The organism is Streptomyces sp. NPDC048461 (genome assembly GCF_055587105.1).
Genome location: NZ_JBVJGW010000002.1, coordinates 353,479 through 369,667 on the forward strand (window position 1 = coordinate 353,479; position 16,189 = coordinate 369,667).

The window sequence follows — 16,189 nt, forward strand, 5'->3', positions numbered from 1 at the left end:
GCACGGCGCCCGGGGCCGGAATCTATTGCGTTGCCGATCACGACGGCGGGAAGAAGAATGGCGCCGCATGGGACATGTGGAAGCCGCGCACCTGGAGTACTACCTGCCCGACGGACGGGTCCTGCTCGGGGACGTGTCGTTCCGGGTGGGCGAGGGCGCGGTCGTGGCGCTCGTCGGCGCGAACGGGTCCGGCAAGACCACCCTGCTGCGCCTGATCGCCGGTGAACTGCGGGCACACGCGGGCACCGTGACCACCGGCGGCGGCCTGGGCGTGATGCCGCAGTTCGTCGGCTCCGTACGGGACGAGAGGACCGTCCGGGACCTCCTGGTGTCCGTGGCGCAGCCGCGGATCCGCAAGGCCGCCGAGGCGGTCGACGCCGCGGAGCGCCTCGTCATGACGGTCGACGACGAGTCCGCCCAGATGACGTACGCGCAGGCGCTGAGCGACTGGGCCGAGGCCCGCGGGTACGAGGCCGAGACCGTCTGGGACATGTGCACCACCGCCGCGCTCGGCCTCCCGTACGAGAAGGCCCAGTGGCGCGAGGTCCGGACGCTCAGCGGCGGCGAGCAGAAGCGGCTGGTCCTGGAGGCGCTGCTGCGCGGCCCCGACGAGGTGCTGCTGCTCGACGAGCCGGACAACTACCTGGACGTTCCCGGCAAGCGGTGGCTGGAGGAGCAGCTGGCCGGGACCCGCAAGACCGTGCTGTTCGTCTCGCACGACCGCGAGCTGCTCGCCCGCGCCGCCGAGAAGATCGTGGCCGTCGAGCCCAGCCCGGCCGGTTCCGAGGTGTGGGTGCACGGCGGCGGCTTCGCCACCTTCCACGCGGCCCGGCGGGAGCGGTTCGCGCGCTTCGACGAGCTCAAGCGGCGGTGGGAGGAGAAGCACGCGCAGCTGAAGAAGCTCGTCCAGGACATGCAGCAGTACGCCGCCCGCAGCGACGTGATGGCCTCGCGCTACCAGGCCGCCCAGACCCGGCTGCGCAAGTTCGAGGAGGCGGGCCGGCCGCCGGAGCCGCCGCGCGAGCAGGAGATCAGCATGCGGCTGCGCGGGGGCCGCACCGGCGTGCGCGCCGTCACCGTCGAGGGCCTCGAACTGACCGGTCTCATGCGGCCGTTCGACCTGGAGGTGTTCTACGGGGAGAGGGTCGCCGTCCTCGGCTCCAACGGCTCCGGGAAGTCGCACTTCCTGCGGCTGCTCGCGGGGGACCCGTCGGTCGGGCACCGGGGCGCGTGGAAACTGGGCGCGCGGGTCGTGCCGGGCCACTTCGCCCAGACGCACGCGCACCCGGAACTGCAGGGCCGCCCGCTCGTCGACATCCTGTGGACGGAGCACGCCCGGGACCGGGGCGGGGCGATGTCGGTGCTGCGGCGCTACGAGCTGGAACGCCAGGGCGACCAGCCGTTCGACAAGCTCTCGGGCGGCCAGCAGGCCCGTTTCCAGATCCTCCTCCTGGAGCTGGCCGGCACCACGATGCTGCTGCTGGACGAGCCGACGGACAACCTCGACCTGGAGTCGGCGCAGGCCCTGCAGGAGGGACTGGAGGCGTACGAGGGCACGGTCCTGGCCGTCACGCACGACCGGTGGTTCGCCACGTCCTTCGACCGGTACCTGGTCTTCGGCGCGGACGGCGTCGTCCGCGAGACCTCCGAGCCGGTCTGGGACGAGCGACGGGTGGCCCGCACACGCTGACCCGCGCGGCTGTCGGCCGCGGGCCGGGGCACGGAGGCGCCCGGCCGGCGGCCCGGGCGGACGGGCGGCCCTCGCGGCCGTCGGCGCCCCCGGATCCGCCGGTCAGCCCTTGCGCGTCAGCGGTTGTCCGGTGAAGACCACCCCTGCCAGGCCGTGGGCCATGAGGTTGCGAATGTTGCCGTGATCCGTGTCGTCCGGCGTCGCCAGCACGCTGCGGTAGTGCTCACCGAAGGCCAGCAGCGCTTCCTGGTCGCTCAGCCCTTCCAGCAGGGCCAGCCCCAGGGTCTTGCAGGAACCCTCGTTCGTACCTGCGGCGTTATCCACGTCGCCGTTGCGGAACGCCACCGGCTGATACGCGTAGTGTGCGGCGACGAAGGCCAGGGTGTCGGCGAACTCGTGCTCACCTGACGCAAGGCTCGTCCGCAGCGCGTTCAGATCGGTCATGTGGGATCCCCCGGGTTGAGCGGACGCTCCGGTTGCCGTCCGTGACCGGACGACACTACCCCCTTCGCGCCGGCCGGTGAGAATCGCCCGGCGCATCCGGACGAGCGGCATCTGCGCAGGTCACGACCTATCGGATCAAAGCGAAGGTGCCGGCCGCGACGGCGCCGCCCACGAGGGTGCCCGCGAGGACCTGGGCCGGCGTGTGGTCCTTCAGCGCGACCCGGGACCAGCCGACGACGGCGACCAGCGCGTAGGCGGGGAGGACCCGGGGTCCGTAGGCCAGGGCGAGCATGGCGACGCTCCCGGAGGACACGGCCGCGTGCACGCTGATCTTCCAGACGGGGGTCACGGCGAGGAGCGCGGCGAGGGTGGCCAGCATGGCCGCGATCAGCGCGATCATGCCCCGGGGGGCTCCGAAGTCCCACAGCAGCAGGATGCCGGTCGTCACCGAGAAGATGATGAAGGTCATCACGACGAGACGCTGCTGCCGCCGGCCGACGTGCCGGTCGGCCCAGCGGCCGCGGCGGATGCCGTACCTGATGAAGGCCAGCGGGATGACCGCGGCGAACAGGCAGCCGAGGAGGCCCCACCCGATCCCGGCGAAGCGGCCGGTGTGCCAGCCGATGAGGACGGTGTCGGCGATGATCCAGGTCTTGGGATCGAGCCCGTCGGTGACGAGGCGCGCGGCCCGGGACTCTTCGGGTCGGGTGAGCGTGGTCGTCACGCCGTGGCCTCCTGGCTGGTCGCGGTGAGGAACTCGTCGGCCACGGGGGAGTGGTAGATCCGGGCGAGTTGGATGAGCTTGCCGACTTCGGCGGCGAAGTCGAGGTCGTCGATCCCCTCGCCGGCCGGCTCCTGCGTGCCGCCGACGGGCAGGGCACCGCGGGCCTTCGCCGCGCGCGCCGCCCGCAGCAGGAGCGCTTCGGCCGCCGGGCTCGTCGCCGGGTCGAATCCCGCCCGCCGCGCGGCGCTCTGTGCGCGCTCGCGGATGTCTTCGCCGGCGTACGCGTCGAGGGTCAGGGAGGCGTCGCGGATCTCGATCACCCTGCGGTACAGCCGCAGGCGCGGACTGCGCAGGAGCCCGGCCCCGAGGACGATGTCCGGGGTCACCGCGGTCAGGTCCTGCCACAGCGGCTGGAGTTGCCGGTGGTTCCGGCCGTCCTGGACGGTGCGCCAGGCCACGCCGAACGCGGGGATGCTGCTTCCGACGAGGATGAAGCCGATCGCCATGTACTTCAGGGCGTCGGTGGCGTTGTCGACCGGGACGTCGCCGGTGCTGTCCGTGAGTCCCGCGAGGCGGCTCGTCATGTACCCGAACCGCAGCAGGGTGTAGAGGACGCCGACGGCGGTCCCGATGCCCATGAGGCGTACGCCGGTACGGAGCCACCGGGCGCTGGCGTGCCGCGCGCTGCCCCAGAAGAGCCGGGTGGCGGTGGCCATGGCGATGCCGAGGTAGACGACGAAGACGAGGTAGTAGGCCGTTGCCCAGCCGTTGCCCGTGTTCTCCATGGAGAAGTCGGTCACTTCACGGGGCCGCGGGACGAAGAAGACGAACAGGACCGCCATCACGGCCATCGCCGTGAGGGCGACGTAGTGGCGGACCCGCAGCCGGCGCCCGGTCTCCGGCCTGGCGACGGCGACGACGAAGTCGACCACCGCGCCGGCCGCGATCATGCCCAGGCAGTGCTTGACGAGCGTGGACAGGTTGTTGACGCCGGCCCGCTCGTCCAGGGCGTGCATCACGCCGGGGAGGCGGAGCGTCATGGAGAGGGTCAGGGCGGCGAATGCGGTCCACAGGGCCCGCTGCCTGGCGGTGCGGACGGCGGACGGGAGCCGCCAGACCGTCACCGCCCAGAGCATGATCAGGACGGCGATCTCGATGCGCTTCACTTGACGACTTCCACGGTCACGACTCTCGGTTCACGGTTTTCTCCTCACGGCCTTCTCCGCACGCCCGCCACTCACGACCAGGTGTTCCGAACGGGATGCCCGAGCGCGTCGTGCAAGCGCGCGAGACGGCCCTCGGCCTCGCTGGAGGTGGACTGCGTGGTGTAGCGGCCGGCCCGCTCGTGGATGAGCGTGGCCAGGGTCTCGGCCTGCCGCTCCTGCGGGCTCGCGAACTTGCTCCGCCCCATGAGGTGGGCGAGACGGTCGACGTCGAGGCCGAGTTCCTCGTCGATCGACTCGCTCGCGCGCGCCGTGCTCCTGATCCGGTCCGCCTCGGCGCGGATGATCGAGGCCACGGGCAGTTCGGGGCGGTCCAGCCCGGAGACGGGCGTGTGCGTGCGCGTCAGGAGTCGCTGGAAGTGCTCGGAGGCGCGGGCGAGTTCGTGCTCCGACGACCGCTCCGATATCTCCAGCTCGGGGGCGACGTGCCCGAGCAGCATGTGGGAGATCTCGTGCAGGACGATCTGCACCTTGAGGATCTCGGCGGCGGCGGCGTCGTAGAACACGAGGTCGGCGACCTCCAGTCCGATCCAGATCCCGCACGGCAGGGCCGGATCGGGAGGACCGTCGAGGGGCAGCAGGATCAAGGGCCGGCCACGCTGCTCGGCGATGCCCTCGCAGAAGGCGTCGAGGTCGAACGGCTGGGGGATGACGAGCCGGTCCGCGACGGCGGCGCACTCCGCATCGGTGCGCTTCCACCACCGCATGATCGCCCTCCCCGCCCTGAGGCCCTCCCCGGCGTGGGGCTCAACCGCTGCGTGCCGTGGCCCACTTCGCACACCTGATCGCCCGAGCGTAACCGGAAGTGCGGGGGGCGGCCGAAAGGGTCGACCGGACAGGCTGAAACACGTGGTCCACGCGGGTAGCGTGACTGGTTCGCGTCCCTGCGCGTCCCTGCGTGTCCTTGCGCGTCCCTGCGTGTCCTTGCGCGTCCTTGCGCGTTGCTACGCGTCCTTGCGCCGCCGGCGGCGCGGATTCACGTCCGGAAGCCCCTCGGCCTTCCGGAGCTGCTTGATCAGACCGGTGACGGACCTCATGGATCCGGCGGACAGTCCGCTGAGGCGGAAGGCCGCTGCCTTGACCTGCTCGTCCTCCAGCACCTGGGCGAACTCGTCGGCCGCCGCGGCCTTGCCCATCTCCTCGCGGAGCCGCGCGATCCTCTCCTCGATCCGCTGCTCGATCGCTTCGGCGTTCTCGCCGTCGGCGAGGTATCCGACGGTGACGCCGAAGAAGTTGGCGATCGCGCGGATCGAGTCGATGCCGGGGTTCGGGTTGTTGTTCAGCCGGATGGTCTGGACCGTGCCGTGCGAGACGGACGGGCCGGGCAGCTGCCGGGTCCCCTCGGCGATCTCCTGGTACGTGTACGGGCCGCGGCTCACCGGGTGGATCGTCCCGATCAGGTAGCCGAGGCGGTCACCCATGGTGTCCCGCCGCCCGGTGGGGGTCTCCTCGCCCATCACCTCACTGCTCCCGTCCGCTGCCGGCATCTCGTCGTCGAATGCTGAACCACCACTCGCATTATCTACTGGCCTAGACGGCTCGCCTCACACAGTGCAGCGAAGCTCGTCTACCCGGCTAGCGGACCTCGCCGAAAGTGACCCACGCCACAACGCCGGATGATCGCCGCGCAGGTGCTTGACAGGCCGTATGCCGGGCGACGTATGTTCATCCAGTCATCTAGCGCGCTAGATGCTCCGGTGCTCATCTGCGGAACGAATCGCATCTAGTGTACTGAGCACCGAAGCTGGCGGGCGACGAAGGCGCGGGGGAGAGTGGTGATGCCGCGACGGCGTCGGACCCCCGCGGTGGAGCCGGCGTCCGGGGAATCCGCTTTCCCGCACGCCGGAGCCGAACGGCCTCGGCCGTGGGCTGGGGCACGGGGGTGCCCAGCCCACGGCCCGGGGCCCCCGCCGCCGCCGGAGCGGACCGGAGCGGAGGGGAGTGCCCCGGGCGCCGAAGGGGCCGGTTCAGTTCGGGAACAGCCCGTTCACGGCAGTCGCCAGGGACGCGAGCAGGGTGCCGTCCCGGCCGCCGGGTGCGGCGAGGGCGACGGCCAGGACCAGATCGCCCTTGTGGGTGATCGAGACGTCGACCGCGCTCAGGCCCGCCTCGGCGGCCCGGTCGGCGGCCGCCCCGGACAGCAGGACGACGGGCGCCCCGTCGTCCCCCTTCAGGACGGCCACCTGGCAGGGACGCACCCCGCCCGTCATGCCGGTGCCGATCGCCTTGAGGACGGCCTCCTTGGCGGCGAAGCGGCCGGCCAGGAACTCCCGGGCCCTGTCGGGCCCGTACCCGGCCGCGACCGCCAGCTCGGCCTCCGCGTACGCGAAGCGCCGGAACCAGGGGCGGCCGAGCAGCCGGTCGAGCTCGTGGAGCCGGAGCAGATCGGCACCGATCGCCATCGGCGGTCAGCGCCCGTCCGTGGCTGCGGAAGCCGTGGCGCTCGTGGCGGCCGTCGCGGCTGTCGCGGCCGTCGCGGTGAAGACCGCGTGATGGCTGCGGCCGGTCAGGGGATCGGTGTCGGTCAGGACGATCCTGCGGTACGAGCGCCGCCAGCGCTCGTGGTGGAGGGCGAGTTCGAGCCAGACGCCCGTGCAGTACGAGTCGCCGGGCGCGCGGTGGACGTCGGCGCGGCCCGCCTCCGTGTCCGGCCGCGCCCCCGGTCCCAGCACCAGCAGCGTCCCGGCGTCCCACCCCGTGGGGTCCGGTGCGCCGGAGCCCACACCGGCGAGCCGCAGCCCCGCGGCGTCGCCGGCCCCCACCCGCAGGACCAGCGCCGCCGCAGAGTCGATGAGAGGGGTGTCCCGGACGAGGGGGAAGGGCGTCGGGAGGGTGGTCTGCTCCAGCACGGCGACGACGACTTCGGCGGCCCGTCCGGACCGCTGGTAGGCGGCGGCGATCCGCAGCGCCGTGAACGGCGCGGCCAGCCCCTGCTGCGCGATGGCGAAGTTGGTCGCCGAGCCGCCCAGCCGGCTCGTCAGGTGCGGGGCGACCGCGGTGAACGGCACCACGTCCGGGAGGGCGTGCGCGACGACGACCAGCTGGGGCCGGGCCCCCCGCACCGCGTCGGAGCCGGCGAGCAGGTCGGCGAGGTGCCGGTGCGAGACGTGTGCGCCGCGGGCCAGCAGGTCCTCGTCGGCCTTGGCCCCGAACGGACCGAGCAGGTCGTCGTGGAAGGCCCGCACGGTGGCCGCCCGGGGAGAATCGGCCGGTGCGGGCCCGGGACCCGCGGGCGAGCGCACGGCGGCTGCCGCTTCGAGTACGAGACCGGTCATGTGACTGCCTTCCCTTCGTCCAGCAGCCCCGCGACGTAGTCGGCGAAGGAGCGGACCGTGCGCAGGTGGTCGATGTCGAGGTCCTCGGGGTCGACGACGGCCCCCGTGCTCTCCTCGACCAGGAGCAGGAGCTCCAGGACGGAGGAGGAGTCGAGCCGCAGGTCGTCGAAGAGCCGGGTGTCCTCGGGCAGTTCGGACACCTCCCGTTCCAGCACCTCCGCGAGTGCCTTCTCGATGGCGCGGAGCACGACGTGTCGTTCGGTCATGCCGGCGTCTCCCCCTCGTGGTGGGTGATCACCATCGCTCCGAAGGTGGCACCGAGCCCCACCGAGACCATCACGTAGTGGGCGCCCTCCACGAGCCTGCCCTCGTCGCGCAGGGTCGTGTAGTTGACGAACACGTCCGAGGCGAAGGTGTGGCTGTAGCGCGGCACGTTGTCGAGGAAGACCTTCTCCAGGGGAACCTCCAGCGACTTGACCGCCTGGCGCCACGCGAGCATGTTGACGTTGTGCGGGATGATCAACTCGATGTCCTCGAAGGCCAGTCCCGCCTCCGCCACCGCCAGCCGGATGACCTCGGCGATCCGCGGGCCGTACTGCTGGCCGAAATCGTTGTTCTGCTCCGGGGTCAGGTCCAGCCAGTCCGCGTACTCGCCGAGGGTGCGGGTGACGAAGGACAGGACCGTGTCCCCGCGGCCGTCCAGGGTGACCAGGCAGGCCGCCGCCGCGTCGGCCATGATCGCCGTGTTCGGGATGTGCTGGACGATCGGGGAGAACGCGCGCTCACCCGTGATCATCAGGGCGTACGCGTTCTCGTCGCCCTCGGCCCGGAGCAGTTCGCCGATCACGTCCAGCGCGCCCAGGCTGGAGACACAGGCCTGGTGGCTGAGGCCGAAGGCCTCCGCCCCGTCGAGGCCCAGCTCCTCGCGGAGCACCTGGGCGGGCTCCACGTCGGCGGGAGCGACGGCCTGGGTGGTGTGGGCGTACACCAGCCAGGCCACCCGGCCGCCGTCCGGCAGCGCGTCCAGCACGCGCCGGGCGGCCGGCCGCAGCAGGTCGAACAGGTCCAGGTCGGGGTCGAAGCGCAGGGTTTCGAGGCCGTAGAACTTGCGGAAGACGCCGAGTTCGGCGCGCCGCAGGCCCAGGTGCTCGCTCAGCTCCTCGATGCGGACGCTGCGTTCGGGCAGGTACGACTCGACCCGTTCGAGCGTGGTGCGGGCCATCAGCCGGCCGCGATCTCGGCGCGGATGAGCCACAGGCGGTTGGCGCCGCGCCGGGTGCGCGGCTGCACCGCGTACGGCCAGCGGCCCGCGCCCGCCCCCTCCTCGCCGGGCTCCTTGAGGTCGCTGACCTTCCATCCGTTGGCCGCGACGAACTCCTCGGGCTCGTCGCTGCCGAAGATCCACGGGGTGCCGTCGGCGGCGAGGGTGTCGAGGAAGGGCTTGGAGAACGGGCTGCGGAGCAGGGTGCGTCCCAGGATGTCGAACGAGAGCCGGCTGCCGGGGGCGGAGGAGGACGCCAGCAGCCGGAGCAGCCCGGCGGCCTGCTCCTCGGTGAGGAAGAAGGTGAGGGCCTCGGCGATCCACAGGGTGGGGAGACCGGGATCGAAGCCGGCCTTCTCCAGCTCGGGGAGCCACTCGCCGGTGAGGTCGGCGGACACCTCGCGCCGGTCGGTGCGCGGGACCGCGCCCAGCGCGTCGAGGCGGTGGCGCTTCTCCTCGATGAGGGGGCCGTGGTCGACTTCGTAGACGGTGGTGCCGTCGGCCCAGTCGAGGCGGAAGGCGCGGGTGTCCATGCCGGCGGCGATCAGGACGACCTGGGTGATCGTGCCCTCGGCGAGGACGGAGCGGATGCTCTCGTCGAGGAAGGCGGTGCGGATGGAGATGAAGGGCAGCAGGCCGCCGCCCTCGTAGCGCTCGATCAGCTCGAAGCCCTTGGGGGCGGCGAGGGCGCGGGCCAGCGGGTCGGTGTAGAGGGCGTCGTCCCGGTCGGACTCCAGGGCGCGGGCGGCGGCCATCCACTGGGCCGTGTAGGAGACTGCGTGCATGGTTCGGCCTTCTTTCGGGGGGTGGGATCGGGGCGCGGTCGGCGGGGCGCTGCGGGGCCTCAGACGAAGAAGGCCTTCTCGATGGTCGCCAGGGACTGGAAGTCCTCGATGTCGATCGCGTCGAAGTCGATCTCGGTGCCGCTGGCGCCCTCGATCGCGTAGACCAGTTCGACGAAGGACAGGGAGTCCACCAGCCGGTTCTCGATGATGTTGGTGTCGTGGGTCAGCTCGACGGGCTCCTCGTGACGCCCGAGGATCCAGTTCCTGACCTGGTCGATGCCCGCGTGGGTGCTGCCGGCGGTCTCGGTGGCGACGCTCATGGGGTTTCTCCTCCGTCTGTGGGTGGTGTGCTCGGTGGGGTCGGCGTGAGTGAGGTCGGTGGCGTTGGCGGGGTGTCCGGTGGTGCGGCCAGCGCGACGGCGACGGCCACGGCCCAGCCGCCGTCGTGGCTGATGCTGACGTCGATCGGACCGAGGCCCGCCTGTCCGGCGAGGTGCGCGGCCCTGCCGGTCAGCCGCAGGAGCGGGCGGCCGCCCGGTTCCCGCAGGATCTCGATGGAGTGCCAGGGGAGCGGCGCCCCGCTGGAGCCGAACAGTTTGAAAACGGCTTCCTTGGCGGCCAGACGGCCGGCGGTGCCCGGGGCGTCCCCGGCGCAGAGCTCGCGCTCCTCGGCGGTGAGCATCCGCTCGATCGCCGGTCCGGACCCCGGGGCCAGCAGCGCCGCGACGCGGGAGAGCGGTACGAGGTCCACGCCGATCCGGGGTGCGGCGGGGGGCCGGCCGGCGGGGGTCAGCGTCCGCCGCCCGCGCCCGTGGCCGCGGCCTCCACCGCGGTGGCCGCGGTGCGGACGGCGTCCAGCGCGGAGTCCAGGTCGCCCTCGTGGCGCTCGGACAGGACGTGCAGCCAGCGCTCCAGCCCGAAGGCCACGCACGAGGTGAAGGCGTGCCCTCCGGAGGGGAGGCGGATGTCGCAGCGCTCGCCGAAGAAGTTGCGGTGCGTGTTCACGGACGCGATGGCCAGGTCGCCGTACTGGAACTCGTACTTGACCGGGCTGAGCTTGGCGAGGAGTGCCCGTGCGCCGTCGTTCTGGAAGAAGGGGTCGGTGGCCGCCTGACGGTCGAGTCCGATGCCCAGCGCGGCGGAGAAGGACTCGATGCGCTCGGTGAAGCGGGCGATGACCTGCTGGGTGTGCTCGAAGTCGCCCAGCGCGACGATCTCGCGCATCTGGAAACTGGCCAGGCGGCGCAGGCCGTTGTAGTGGTCCTCGTTGCGGAAGCAGCGGTTGACGAGGGTGAGCAGGGTGTCGTCCGCGACGGTCCCGCCCTCGTGGTAGAGGTACGCGCCGTAGCAGGTGGCGTGCGGCAGCCCGTAACGGGATTCCCGCAGTTGCTCCGGCGCGAACCGCCCGTCCACCGGCTTGGCCTCTCCCTGCCCGAGGTCGAGGGAGCCCGCGACCCACGCGAGATGCGGGAAGTTCGTGTAGACGTCGAACTTCTCCAGGTCGGTGACCGGGAAGAGCGGCGGGGGGCTGATCTCCTCCGCGCCTTCGGCGAGACCCCATCCGGCGAAGATCCCGTCGAGCTCGCGCAGCAATCGTGTGGACGCCGGTCCCAATATGGCCAGCGCGGGGGATTGCGCGCTTCCCGTCAGCCGGTTCATCGGATGATTCCCGTCTTCTCCAGGAACTTGGCGGTCTTGCGGAAGGTCCGTTCCTCGGCCCGGGCCCGGGCCGGCGAGGCGAGGAGGGCGCGGCGCACCTCGTGCGGGTTCTCCAAGCCCGCGTCGCGGTAGACCTGCGGGTGGTAGAGCGACTCGAAGCTGTGGGTCATGTAGCGCCGCAAGTACGCCGAGATCTGCTCCAGTTCCTCCTCGCTCGCGGTGGCGCGCACGTCCTGGAAGAGGAGCTGGACGAGCTCGCGGCCGAAGGCGATGTGGCGGGACTCGTCCTGGTGGTGGAGGCGGTTGATCCCCCGGATCGTCTCGTGGAGCCGCTTGTCGACCGCCATCGCGGAGTTGTAGTGGTCGACCAGCTCTTCGAAGATCATGATCCGCGCGAAGACCAGCAGGCTCTCGATCTTCGCGGAGTGCGTCCCGGAACCGCCCCCGGCGCCGGCGGGCTGCCGGTAGATCCTGCCGTTGCCGTAGCGCAGGCAGAACTCGGCGAAGAACCACATGTGCTCGTTCTCCTCACCGATGAAGTGGTGGAAGAACTCCGACGGGATCTCGAATCCCTTGGTGTGGATCCGACTGACCACTTCGATGAGCAGTTCGCGTATCCCGTGCACGTTCAGGCTGTAGAAATTGATGCTCTCGTAGCGGGAGAGGGAATAAAGCTGCCCTGTGTCGAGTTGCCCGGCCAGCTCGGTGTCGTGTGTGGTGGTGAGTTCCGGACTCATCCACCACATGTCCTGCGGCAATTCCTCGGGCCATTCGAAGAGCCGGTAGGGGTTGTAGTAGTCGTCGATCGACTTCGCGGTGAGGCGGCCCAGGATCCCCTGGAACCGCTCGCTGCGCTCTAGTACCTCGCTGACCATGGAGTCAGTGGCCTCCGTTCGGATGGGAGTTGCTGGCTCGTTCCGGGTTCGAAACTATGCGCGCACCGTGCGGCCGTTCAATGCCCGGAAGTGGCCTGGCCGGGTTCGGACACCACTCGGCCGCAGGGCCGAAATCGCGCCGTGGGGCCGGGTGTCATATCCAGCGGGGGGCATTCTCGGATACCGTCACGGTGCCGGGCTGTTCGACGGAACAGCGACAGGTGGGCGATTTGCACGGCTGATGAAGGATTCGAGCGGATCGCTCCGACCAATTTCCCGTTGCCGTTCGCACCTGAGGGGGTCACGCCCGTGTCGCCGCATTCCGCCGTGAAGGGTCCCGCTTCGTCCGGCACGCCGGACAAGGCCTCCGAGCCCCGGAACGGGCCCGCCCCGGAGAGCGGTGTGGACGGCGGTTCGGCAGCCATGGGACGCCGGATCCGGATGTTCCGCCGACGGGCCCAGCTGAGCCAGCGCGAGCTCGCGGACAAGGCCGGGATGAGCACGAGGGCGCTGCGCGACATCGAACGCGGCCGGGTGCAGCGGCCGCAGCTGCGCACCGTGCAGCGCCTCGCCGTCGCCCTGGAACTCCCCGACTTCGAGGCGGGCGAACTGCACGCGGCGGCCCGTGAGAAGCCGGCTCGCGAACCGGGCCGGCTGCGCTTCGCGGTCCTCGGCACGCTCGTGGTCCGGCGCGGCGACAGTCAGGTCCCGCTCACCCGTCCCATGATCCGTCGGCTGGTCGGCCTGCTCGCCCTGCGCCACCCCCACGCCGCGACCCTCCAGGAGATCATCGACACCCTCTGGCCGAGCGGCCCCCCGCAGTCCTGGCGCAGCCTCATCCACACCTACATCAGCCAGGCCCGGCACGCGCTCGAACCCGAGCGGCCCCCCGGTGATCCGGCTCCCGTCGTCGAACTCCTGCCCAGCGGTTACCGGTTGCGGCCCGAGAGCGTCCAGACCGACCTCGGCCGCTTCCAGGAGCTGCTCACGCGGGCCCGGCGCACCCACGCCGCCGGCGAACCGGAAATGGCCCGGGAGGCACTGGCCCAGGCCCTGGCGTGCTGGCGGGGTCCGGTGCTCAGCGACGTCGACGCCCTCTTCGACCAGCACCCGCAGGCCGTCCAGGCCGCCGAACGCCGCGCCGAGGCGGCCCTGTTGCACGCCGACCTCTGCCTCGCCCTGCACCGGCCCGGCCAGGCCCTGCCCGTGCTGTGGGAGATGGCGGGCACCGAACCCCTCCACGAGGGCGTGCACGCCCGGCTGATCCTCGCCCTCGCGGGCTGCGGCGAGCAGGCCGCCGCCCTCGGCGTCTACTCCGGCCTGCGCGAGCGCCTCGACGAACAGCTCGGCATCGAGCCCGGGCCGGAGCTGCGGGAGATCCACCTGCGCGTGCTGCGCCAGCAGATTCCGCAACCGGAGCGGAACCTGCCCGCACCCGCCGCCAGGACCACGGACGTCGCGGCCGACGCCGCGGCCCGGGCGGCCCCGGCCGGAACGGGCGCGCCGGCCGGCGTGGCCCCGGCCGGCGCCGCAGCCCCGCCGGTCCCTCCCGGGACCCGGTCCGCGGCACCCGCCGCACCGATCCCGGTCAGGCCCTCCCAACTGCCCGCCGCAGCATCCTCGTACGTAGGACGCTCCCACCAGCTCCAGCAGCTGGACTCCCTTCTGTCGGCGGAGCCCACCGCCCACGCCGAGGTCATGACGGTGGTCGGTCCGCCCGGCGTCGGCAAGACCGCGCTGGTCCTGCACTGGGCGCACGTCCACGAGGAGGAGTTCGGCGACGGGCAGCTCTTCGCGGACCTGCGCGGACACTCGCCACTCCCCGCGCTGAGCCCCGCCGACGTCCTCGCCCGCTTCCTGCGCGCCCTCGGCGCACCGCCGGACGGCATCCCCGCGGGCGAGGAGGAGGCCGCCGCGCTCTACCGCACCCTCCTCGCGGACCGGCGCATGCTGATCGTCCTCGACAACGCCCGCAGTGCCGACCAGGTCCGCCCCCTGCTGCCCGGCAGCGGCCGCTGCCGGGTGGTCATCACCAGCCGCAGCCAGCTCGCGGGACTCGTCGCCGCGGAGGGAGCCCGCCGGCTGGGCCTCGACGTGCTGAACCTCTCCGAGGCCCACACCCTGCTGGGCCGCATCCTCGGCGAGGAGCGGGTCGCCGCCGAACCCGACGCCGTCGTCAACCTGGCCCGACTGTGCGGCTGGCTGCCGCTCGCCATCCGCATCGCCGGGGCCAACCTGCTCGCCAACCCGTCCCTCACCGTGAGCCAGTACTGCGCCGAGCTGGCCGGCGGCAGCCTGATCGGCGGTCTCCAGGTCGAGGGGGACGAACGCTCCACGGTCCGGGCCGCCTTCGACCTCTCCTACCTGGCGCTGCCCGAGGCGGCGCAGCGCGTGTTCCGACTGCTGAGCCTGATCCCCGGCACCGACATCACCCCGCTCGCGGCGGCCGCCCTCACCGGGCAGAGCGCCGCCGACACCGGACGGCTGCTGCGCGGCCTGGCCCACTCCCACCTCGTCCTGGAGCCCACCCCGGGCAGGTACGGGATGCACGACCTGCTGCGCTCCTACGCCCGCGAACTGGCCGGCGAGCAGGAGGCGGAGGAGTCCCTGCGGCGACTGCTGGACTGGTACCTGACCCGGGCGGAGGCGGCCGCCGAGCTGCCCGACCGCGAGGGCGCGGAGTGGCTGGCCGCGGAACGCGAGAACCTCGTCAGCGCCGTCCTGTACACCGGACAGAGCGGGGCGCACCGGCTCGCGTGGCGGCTCGCGGAGGCACTCAACGGCCACCTCTCGCTCGGCATGCACACCGCCGACCGGCTCGCGGTGGCCCGCGCCGGCCTCGCGGCCGCCCTCGCGGACGGCGACCTGCGGGCCCAGTCGGCCGCCCTGCTGAGGCTCGGCGACTGCGACTGGGCCGCCGGCCGGAACGTGGAGGCCGAGCAGCAGTACTCGCGCGCGCTCGAACTGGCCGAGCAGGCCGCCTGGATCGAGGGACAGGCCGCACTGCTGCGCCGGATCGGGGCCGCGCACCAGGAGAACGGGGCCATGCGGGAAGCCGTCCACTTCCTGTCCCGGGCCCGCGGCCTGACCGAGGCGGGCGCGTCCACGGGGATCGCGGAGGGCATCGGGGCGGCGGACGACCTGATCAGCCAGGGCCTGATGTGCTGGAAGCTGGGATCGCTCCACCAGGCCGTCGACCACTACACCCGCGCGGCCCGGATCTTCGAAGGGCTGGGCTCGGCGGGCGGGGCGGCGATCGCGCACACCAACCTGGGCATCGTCTACCGGGCCCTGGGCCGTCCCCTGGACGCGATCGAGGTGATGAGCCGGGCCCTCCCGGTGTTCGCGGAGGAGGGCAACAGGGCGAGCGAGACCGTGGCGCTGAGCTGCCTGTCCACCGCCCACTCCGACCTGGGCGACCACGTCCGCGGGGCGGTCCTGGCCCGCCGGGCCGTCGCCCTGGCGCAGGAGCTGGACAACACGCGGCTGGAGGCCAGCGCGTGGTTCTCGATGGGAGCCGCGCTGGAACGCGCCGGTGACCCGGCCGCCGCCGACTGCTACCGGCGGGCGCTGCGACTGGCCGACACGGTCAACGACCGCTATCCGCAGGCCTACGCGCTCATCGGGCTGGCCACCACCACCCTGCGCGCGGGCGCTCCCGAGGAGGCCCTCGCGGCCGCCGGCAAGGCTCTCGACCTCGCACTGGAATCGGGGTTCCAGCTCCTCGAAGCCTCCGCGCTGGGCGTCCTGGCCCTGGTACGGACCCGCCTGGGCGACCCGGGGGTCGCGCTCGCCGTGGGCGGGCAGGCCCTGGAGCTGCACCGGAAGACCGGCCACCGGCCCGGCGAGGCACGCAGCCACATGGCGCTCGGCGAGGCGTACGCGGCCCTGGGCGACGGCGTCCGGGCCTTCGGGCACCGTCGCAGGGCGCTGCTGCTCTTCCGGGAGATGCGCATCCCCGGCTTCCGGGAGCCGGTGCGCGGTGCGGGAGGCGGTTCGGGAGGCGGTGCGGGGAGCGGTTCGGGACGCGGTGCGGGAGGCGGTTCGGCCGACCGGTACTGACCTGCCGGGGGGAGCCGTTGCGGGTTCTGCCGCCGCGCGTCGTCCCGCTCCAGCGCGGGGATGCTCCGCGCAGGTCAGGGCCGGTGAAGGGGCGGCAGAGCCGGTGCTCCGAGGGGCTCGCGGCGCTATGGCCGCACTGGAGCCGGGCGGCGACCGGGCCTCCTTAGGCTCTCTCCAAAGGTACAGACCAG

The 16,189-nt window shown here is 72.3% G+C and carries 16 protein-coding genes; 2 read left to right on the forward strand and 14 right to left on the reverse strand.

Annotation, left to right across the window (positions count from 1 at the left end; all coding sequences use genetic code 11):
- Nucleotides 1–67: 67 nt before the first annotated feature.
- A complete protein-coding gene (locus ACZ6S8_RS04450; protein WP_469452371.1) occupies nucleotides 68–1,690 on the forward strand; it encodes an ATP-binding cassette domain-containing protein in 1,623 nt (540 codons plus the stop codon).
- A gap of 102 nt (nucleotides 1,691–1,792) precedes the next feature.
- On the opposite strand, the gene ACZ6S8_RS04455 is transcribed toward ACZ6S8_RS04450, so the two are convergent.
- From ACZ6S8_RS04455 to ACZ6S8_RS04520, 14 genes are all read right to left on the reverse strand, one after another.
- A complete protein-coding gene (locus ACZ6S8_RS04455) occupies nucleotides 1,793–2,134 on the reverse strand; it encodes a HopJ type III effector protein (RefSeq protein WP_469452373.1) in 342 nt (113 codons plus the stop codon).
- Nucleotides 2,135–2,261: 127 nt separating this feature from the next.
- Complete coding sequence (locus tag ACZ6S8_RS04460; RefSeq protein ID WP_469452375.1) at nucleotides 2,262–2,858, reverse strand: phosphatase PAP2 family protein; 597 nt, start codon at nucleotides 2,856–2,858, stop codon at nucleotides 2,262–2,264.
- Nucleotides 2,855–4,024 (reverse strand): MAB_1171c family putative transporter, encoded by a 1,170-nt coding sequence (locus ACZ6S8_RS04465; RefSeq protein ID WP_469452377.1) that lies wholly within the window; start codon nucleotides 4,022–4,024, stop codon nucleotides 2,855–2,857. The genes ACZ6S8_RS04460 and ACZ6S8_RS04465 overlap by 4 nt, the downstream gene beginning before the upstream one ends.
- Before the next feature lie 71 nt (nucleotides 4,025–4,095).
- Nucleotides 4,096–4,788: a hypothetical protein gene (locus ACZ6S8_RS04470; RefSeq protein ID WP_469452379.1), complete on the reverse strand. Its 693-nt coding sequence runs from the start codon at nucleotides 4,786–4,788 to the stop codon at nucleotides 4,096–4,098.
- Between the two features lie 237 nt (nucleotides 4,789–5,025).
- Entirely contained in the window at nucleotides 5,026–5,568 is a 543-nt protein-coding gene (locus ACZ6S8_RS04475; RefSeq protein ID WP_469452381.1) for an uS11 family ribosomal protein, read from the reverse strand.
- A 480-nt stretch (nucleotides 5,569–6,048) separates the two neighbouring features.
- Nucleotides 6,049–6,483, reverse strand: coding sequence for a holo-ACP synthase (locus ACZ6S8_RS04480; protein WP_469452383.1), 435 nt, complete (start codon nucleotides 6,481–6,483; stop codon nucleotides 6,049–6,051).
- A gap of 6 nt (nucleotides 6,484–6,489) precedes the next feature.
- Nucleotides 6,490–7,356, reverse strand: coding sequence for a hypothetical protein (locus tag ACZ6S8_RS04485; protein WP_469452385.1), 867 nt, complete (start codon nucleotides 7,354–7,356; stop codon nucleotides 6,490–6,492).
- Complete coding sequence (locus ACZ6S8_RS04490) at nucleotides 7,353–7,622, reverse strand: phosphopantetheine-binding protein (RefSeq protein WP_469452387.1); 270 nt, start codon at nucleotides 7,620–7,622, stop codon at nucleotides 7,353–7,355. The genes ACZ6S8_RS04485 and ACZ6S8_RS04490 overlap by 4 nt, the downstream gene beginning before the upstream one ends.
- Nucleotides 7,619–8,578 (reverse strand): 3-oxoacyl-[acyl-carrier-protein] synthase III C-terminal domain-containing protein, encoded by a 960-nt coding sequence (locus ACZ6S8_RS04495; protein WP_469452389.1) that lies wholly within the window; start codon nucleotides 8,576–8,578, stop codon nucleotides 7,619–7,621. The genes ACZ6S8_RS04490 and ACZ6S8_RS04495 overlap by 4 nt, the downstream gene beginning before the upstream one ends.
- Nucleotides 8,578–9,402 (reverse strand): class I SAM-dependent methyltransferase, encoded by an 825-nt coding sequence (locus ACZ6S8_RS04500; protein WP_469452391.1) that lies wholly within the window; start codon nucleotides 9,400–9,402, stop codon nucleotides 8,578–8,580. Before ACZ6S8_RS04500 ends, ACZ6S8_RS04495 begins: the two co-directional genes overlap by 1 nt.
- Before the next feature lie 59 nt (nucleotides 9,403–9,461).
- Nucleotides 9,462–9,722, reverse strand: coding sequence for an acyl carrier protein (locus tag ACZ6S8_RS04505; protein ID WP_469452393.1), 261 nt, complete (start codon nucleotides 9,720–9,722; stop codon nucleotides 9,462–9,464).
- On the reverse strand, nucleotides 9,719–10,153 hold the full coding sequence (locus ACZ6S8_RS04510; RefSeq protein ID WP_469452394.1) for a holo-ACP synthase: 435 nt from the start codon (nucleotides 10,151–10,153) through the stop codon (nucleotides 9,719–9,721). The genes ACZ6S8_RS04505 and ACZ6S8_RS04510 overlap by 4 nt, the downstream gene beginning before the upstream one ends.
- Before the next feature lie 38 nt (nucleotides 10,154–10,191).
- Nucleotides 10,192–11,061: a class-II aminoacyl-tRNA synthetase family protein gene (locus tag ACZ6S8_RS04515; protein ID WP_469452396.1), complete on the reverse strand. Its 870-nt coding sequence runs from the start codon at nucleotides 11,059–11,061 to the stop codon at nucleotides 10,192–10,194.
- The gene (locus ACZ6S8_RS04520) at nucleotides 11,058–11,936 is read right to left on the reverse strand and encodes a diiron oxygenase (protein ID WP_469452398.1); all 879 of its coding nucleotides are present in this window, start codon (nucleotides 11,934–11,936) and stop codon (nucleotides 11,058–11,060) included. Before ACZ6S8_RS04520 ends, ACZ6S8_RS04515 begins: the two co-directional genes overlap by 4 nt.
- Nucleotides 11,937–12,245: 309 nt before the next feature.
- On the opposite strand from ACZ6S8_RS04520, the gene ACZ6S8_RS04525 reads away from it, so the two are divergent.
- The gene (locus ACZ6S8_RS04525) at nucleotides 12,246–15,998 is read left to right on the forward strand and encodes a BTAD domain-containing putative transcriptional regulator (RefSeq protein WP_469452400.1); all 3,753 of its coding nucleotides are present in this window, start codon (nucleotides 12,246–12,248) and stop codon (nucleotides 15,996–15,998) included.
- The last annotated feature ends 191 nt before the right edge of the window (nucleotides 15,999–16,189 follow it).

Excerpts from the sequence above, each read along its gene's own strand:
- ACZ6S8_RS04450 (WP_469452371.1), top strand. The coding sequence starts at position 68 with ATGGGACATGTGGAAGCCGCGCACCTGGAGTACTACCTGCCCGACGGA.
- ACZ6S8_RS04455 (WP_469452373.1), bottom strand. The coding sequence starts at position 2,134 with ATGACCGATCTGAACGCGCTGCGGACGAGCCTTGCGTCAGGTGAGCAC.
- ACZ6S8_RS04470 (WP_469452379.1), bottom strand. The coding sequence starts at position 4,788 with ATGCGGTGGTGGAAGCGCACCGATGCGGAGTGCGCCGCCGTCGCGGAC.
- ACZ6S8_RS04475 (WP_469452381.1), bottom strand. The coding sequence starts at position 5,568 with ATGCCGGCAGCGGACGGGAGCAGTGAGGTGATGGGCGAGGAGACCCCC.
- ACZ6S8_RS04480 (WP_469452383.1), bottom strand. The coding sequence starts at position 6,483 with ATGGCGATCGGTGCCGATCTGCTCCGGCTCCACGAGCTCGACCGGCTG.
- ACZ6S8_RS04485 (WP_469452385.1), bottom strand. The coding sequence starts at position 7,356 with ATGACCGGTCTCGTACTCGAAGCGGCAGCCGCCGTGCGCTCGCCCGCG.
- ACZ6S8_RS04490 (WP_469452387.1), bottom strand. The coding sequence starts at position 7,622 with ATGACCGAACGACACGTCGTGCTCCGCGCCATCGAGAAGGCACTCGCG.
- ACZ6S8_RS04495 (WP_469452389.1), bottom strand. The coding sequence starts at position 8,578 with ATGGCCCGCACCACGCTCGAACGGGTCGAGTCGTACCTGCCCGAACGC.
- ACZ6S8_RS04500 (WP_469452391.1), bottom strand. The coding sequence starts at position 9,402 with ATGCACGCAGTCTCCTACACGGCCCAGTGGATGGCCGCCGCCCGCGCC.
- ACZ6S8_RS04505 (WP_469452393.1), bottom strand. The coding sequence starts at position 9,722 with ATGAGCGTCGCCACCGAGACCGCCGGCAGCACCCACGCGGGCATCGAC.
- ACZ6S8_RS04515 (WP_469452396.1), bottom strand. The coding sequence starts at position 11,061 with ATGAACCGGCTGACGGGAAGCGCGCAATCCCCCGCGCTGGCCATATTG.
- ACZ6S8_RS04520 (WP_469452398.1), bottom strand. The coding sequence starts at position 11,936 with ATGGTCAGCGAGGTACTAGAGCGCAGCGAGCGGTTCCAGGGGATCCTG.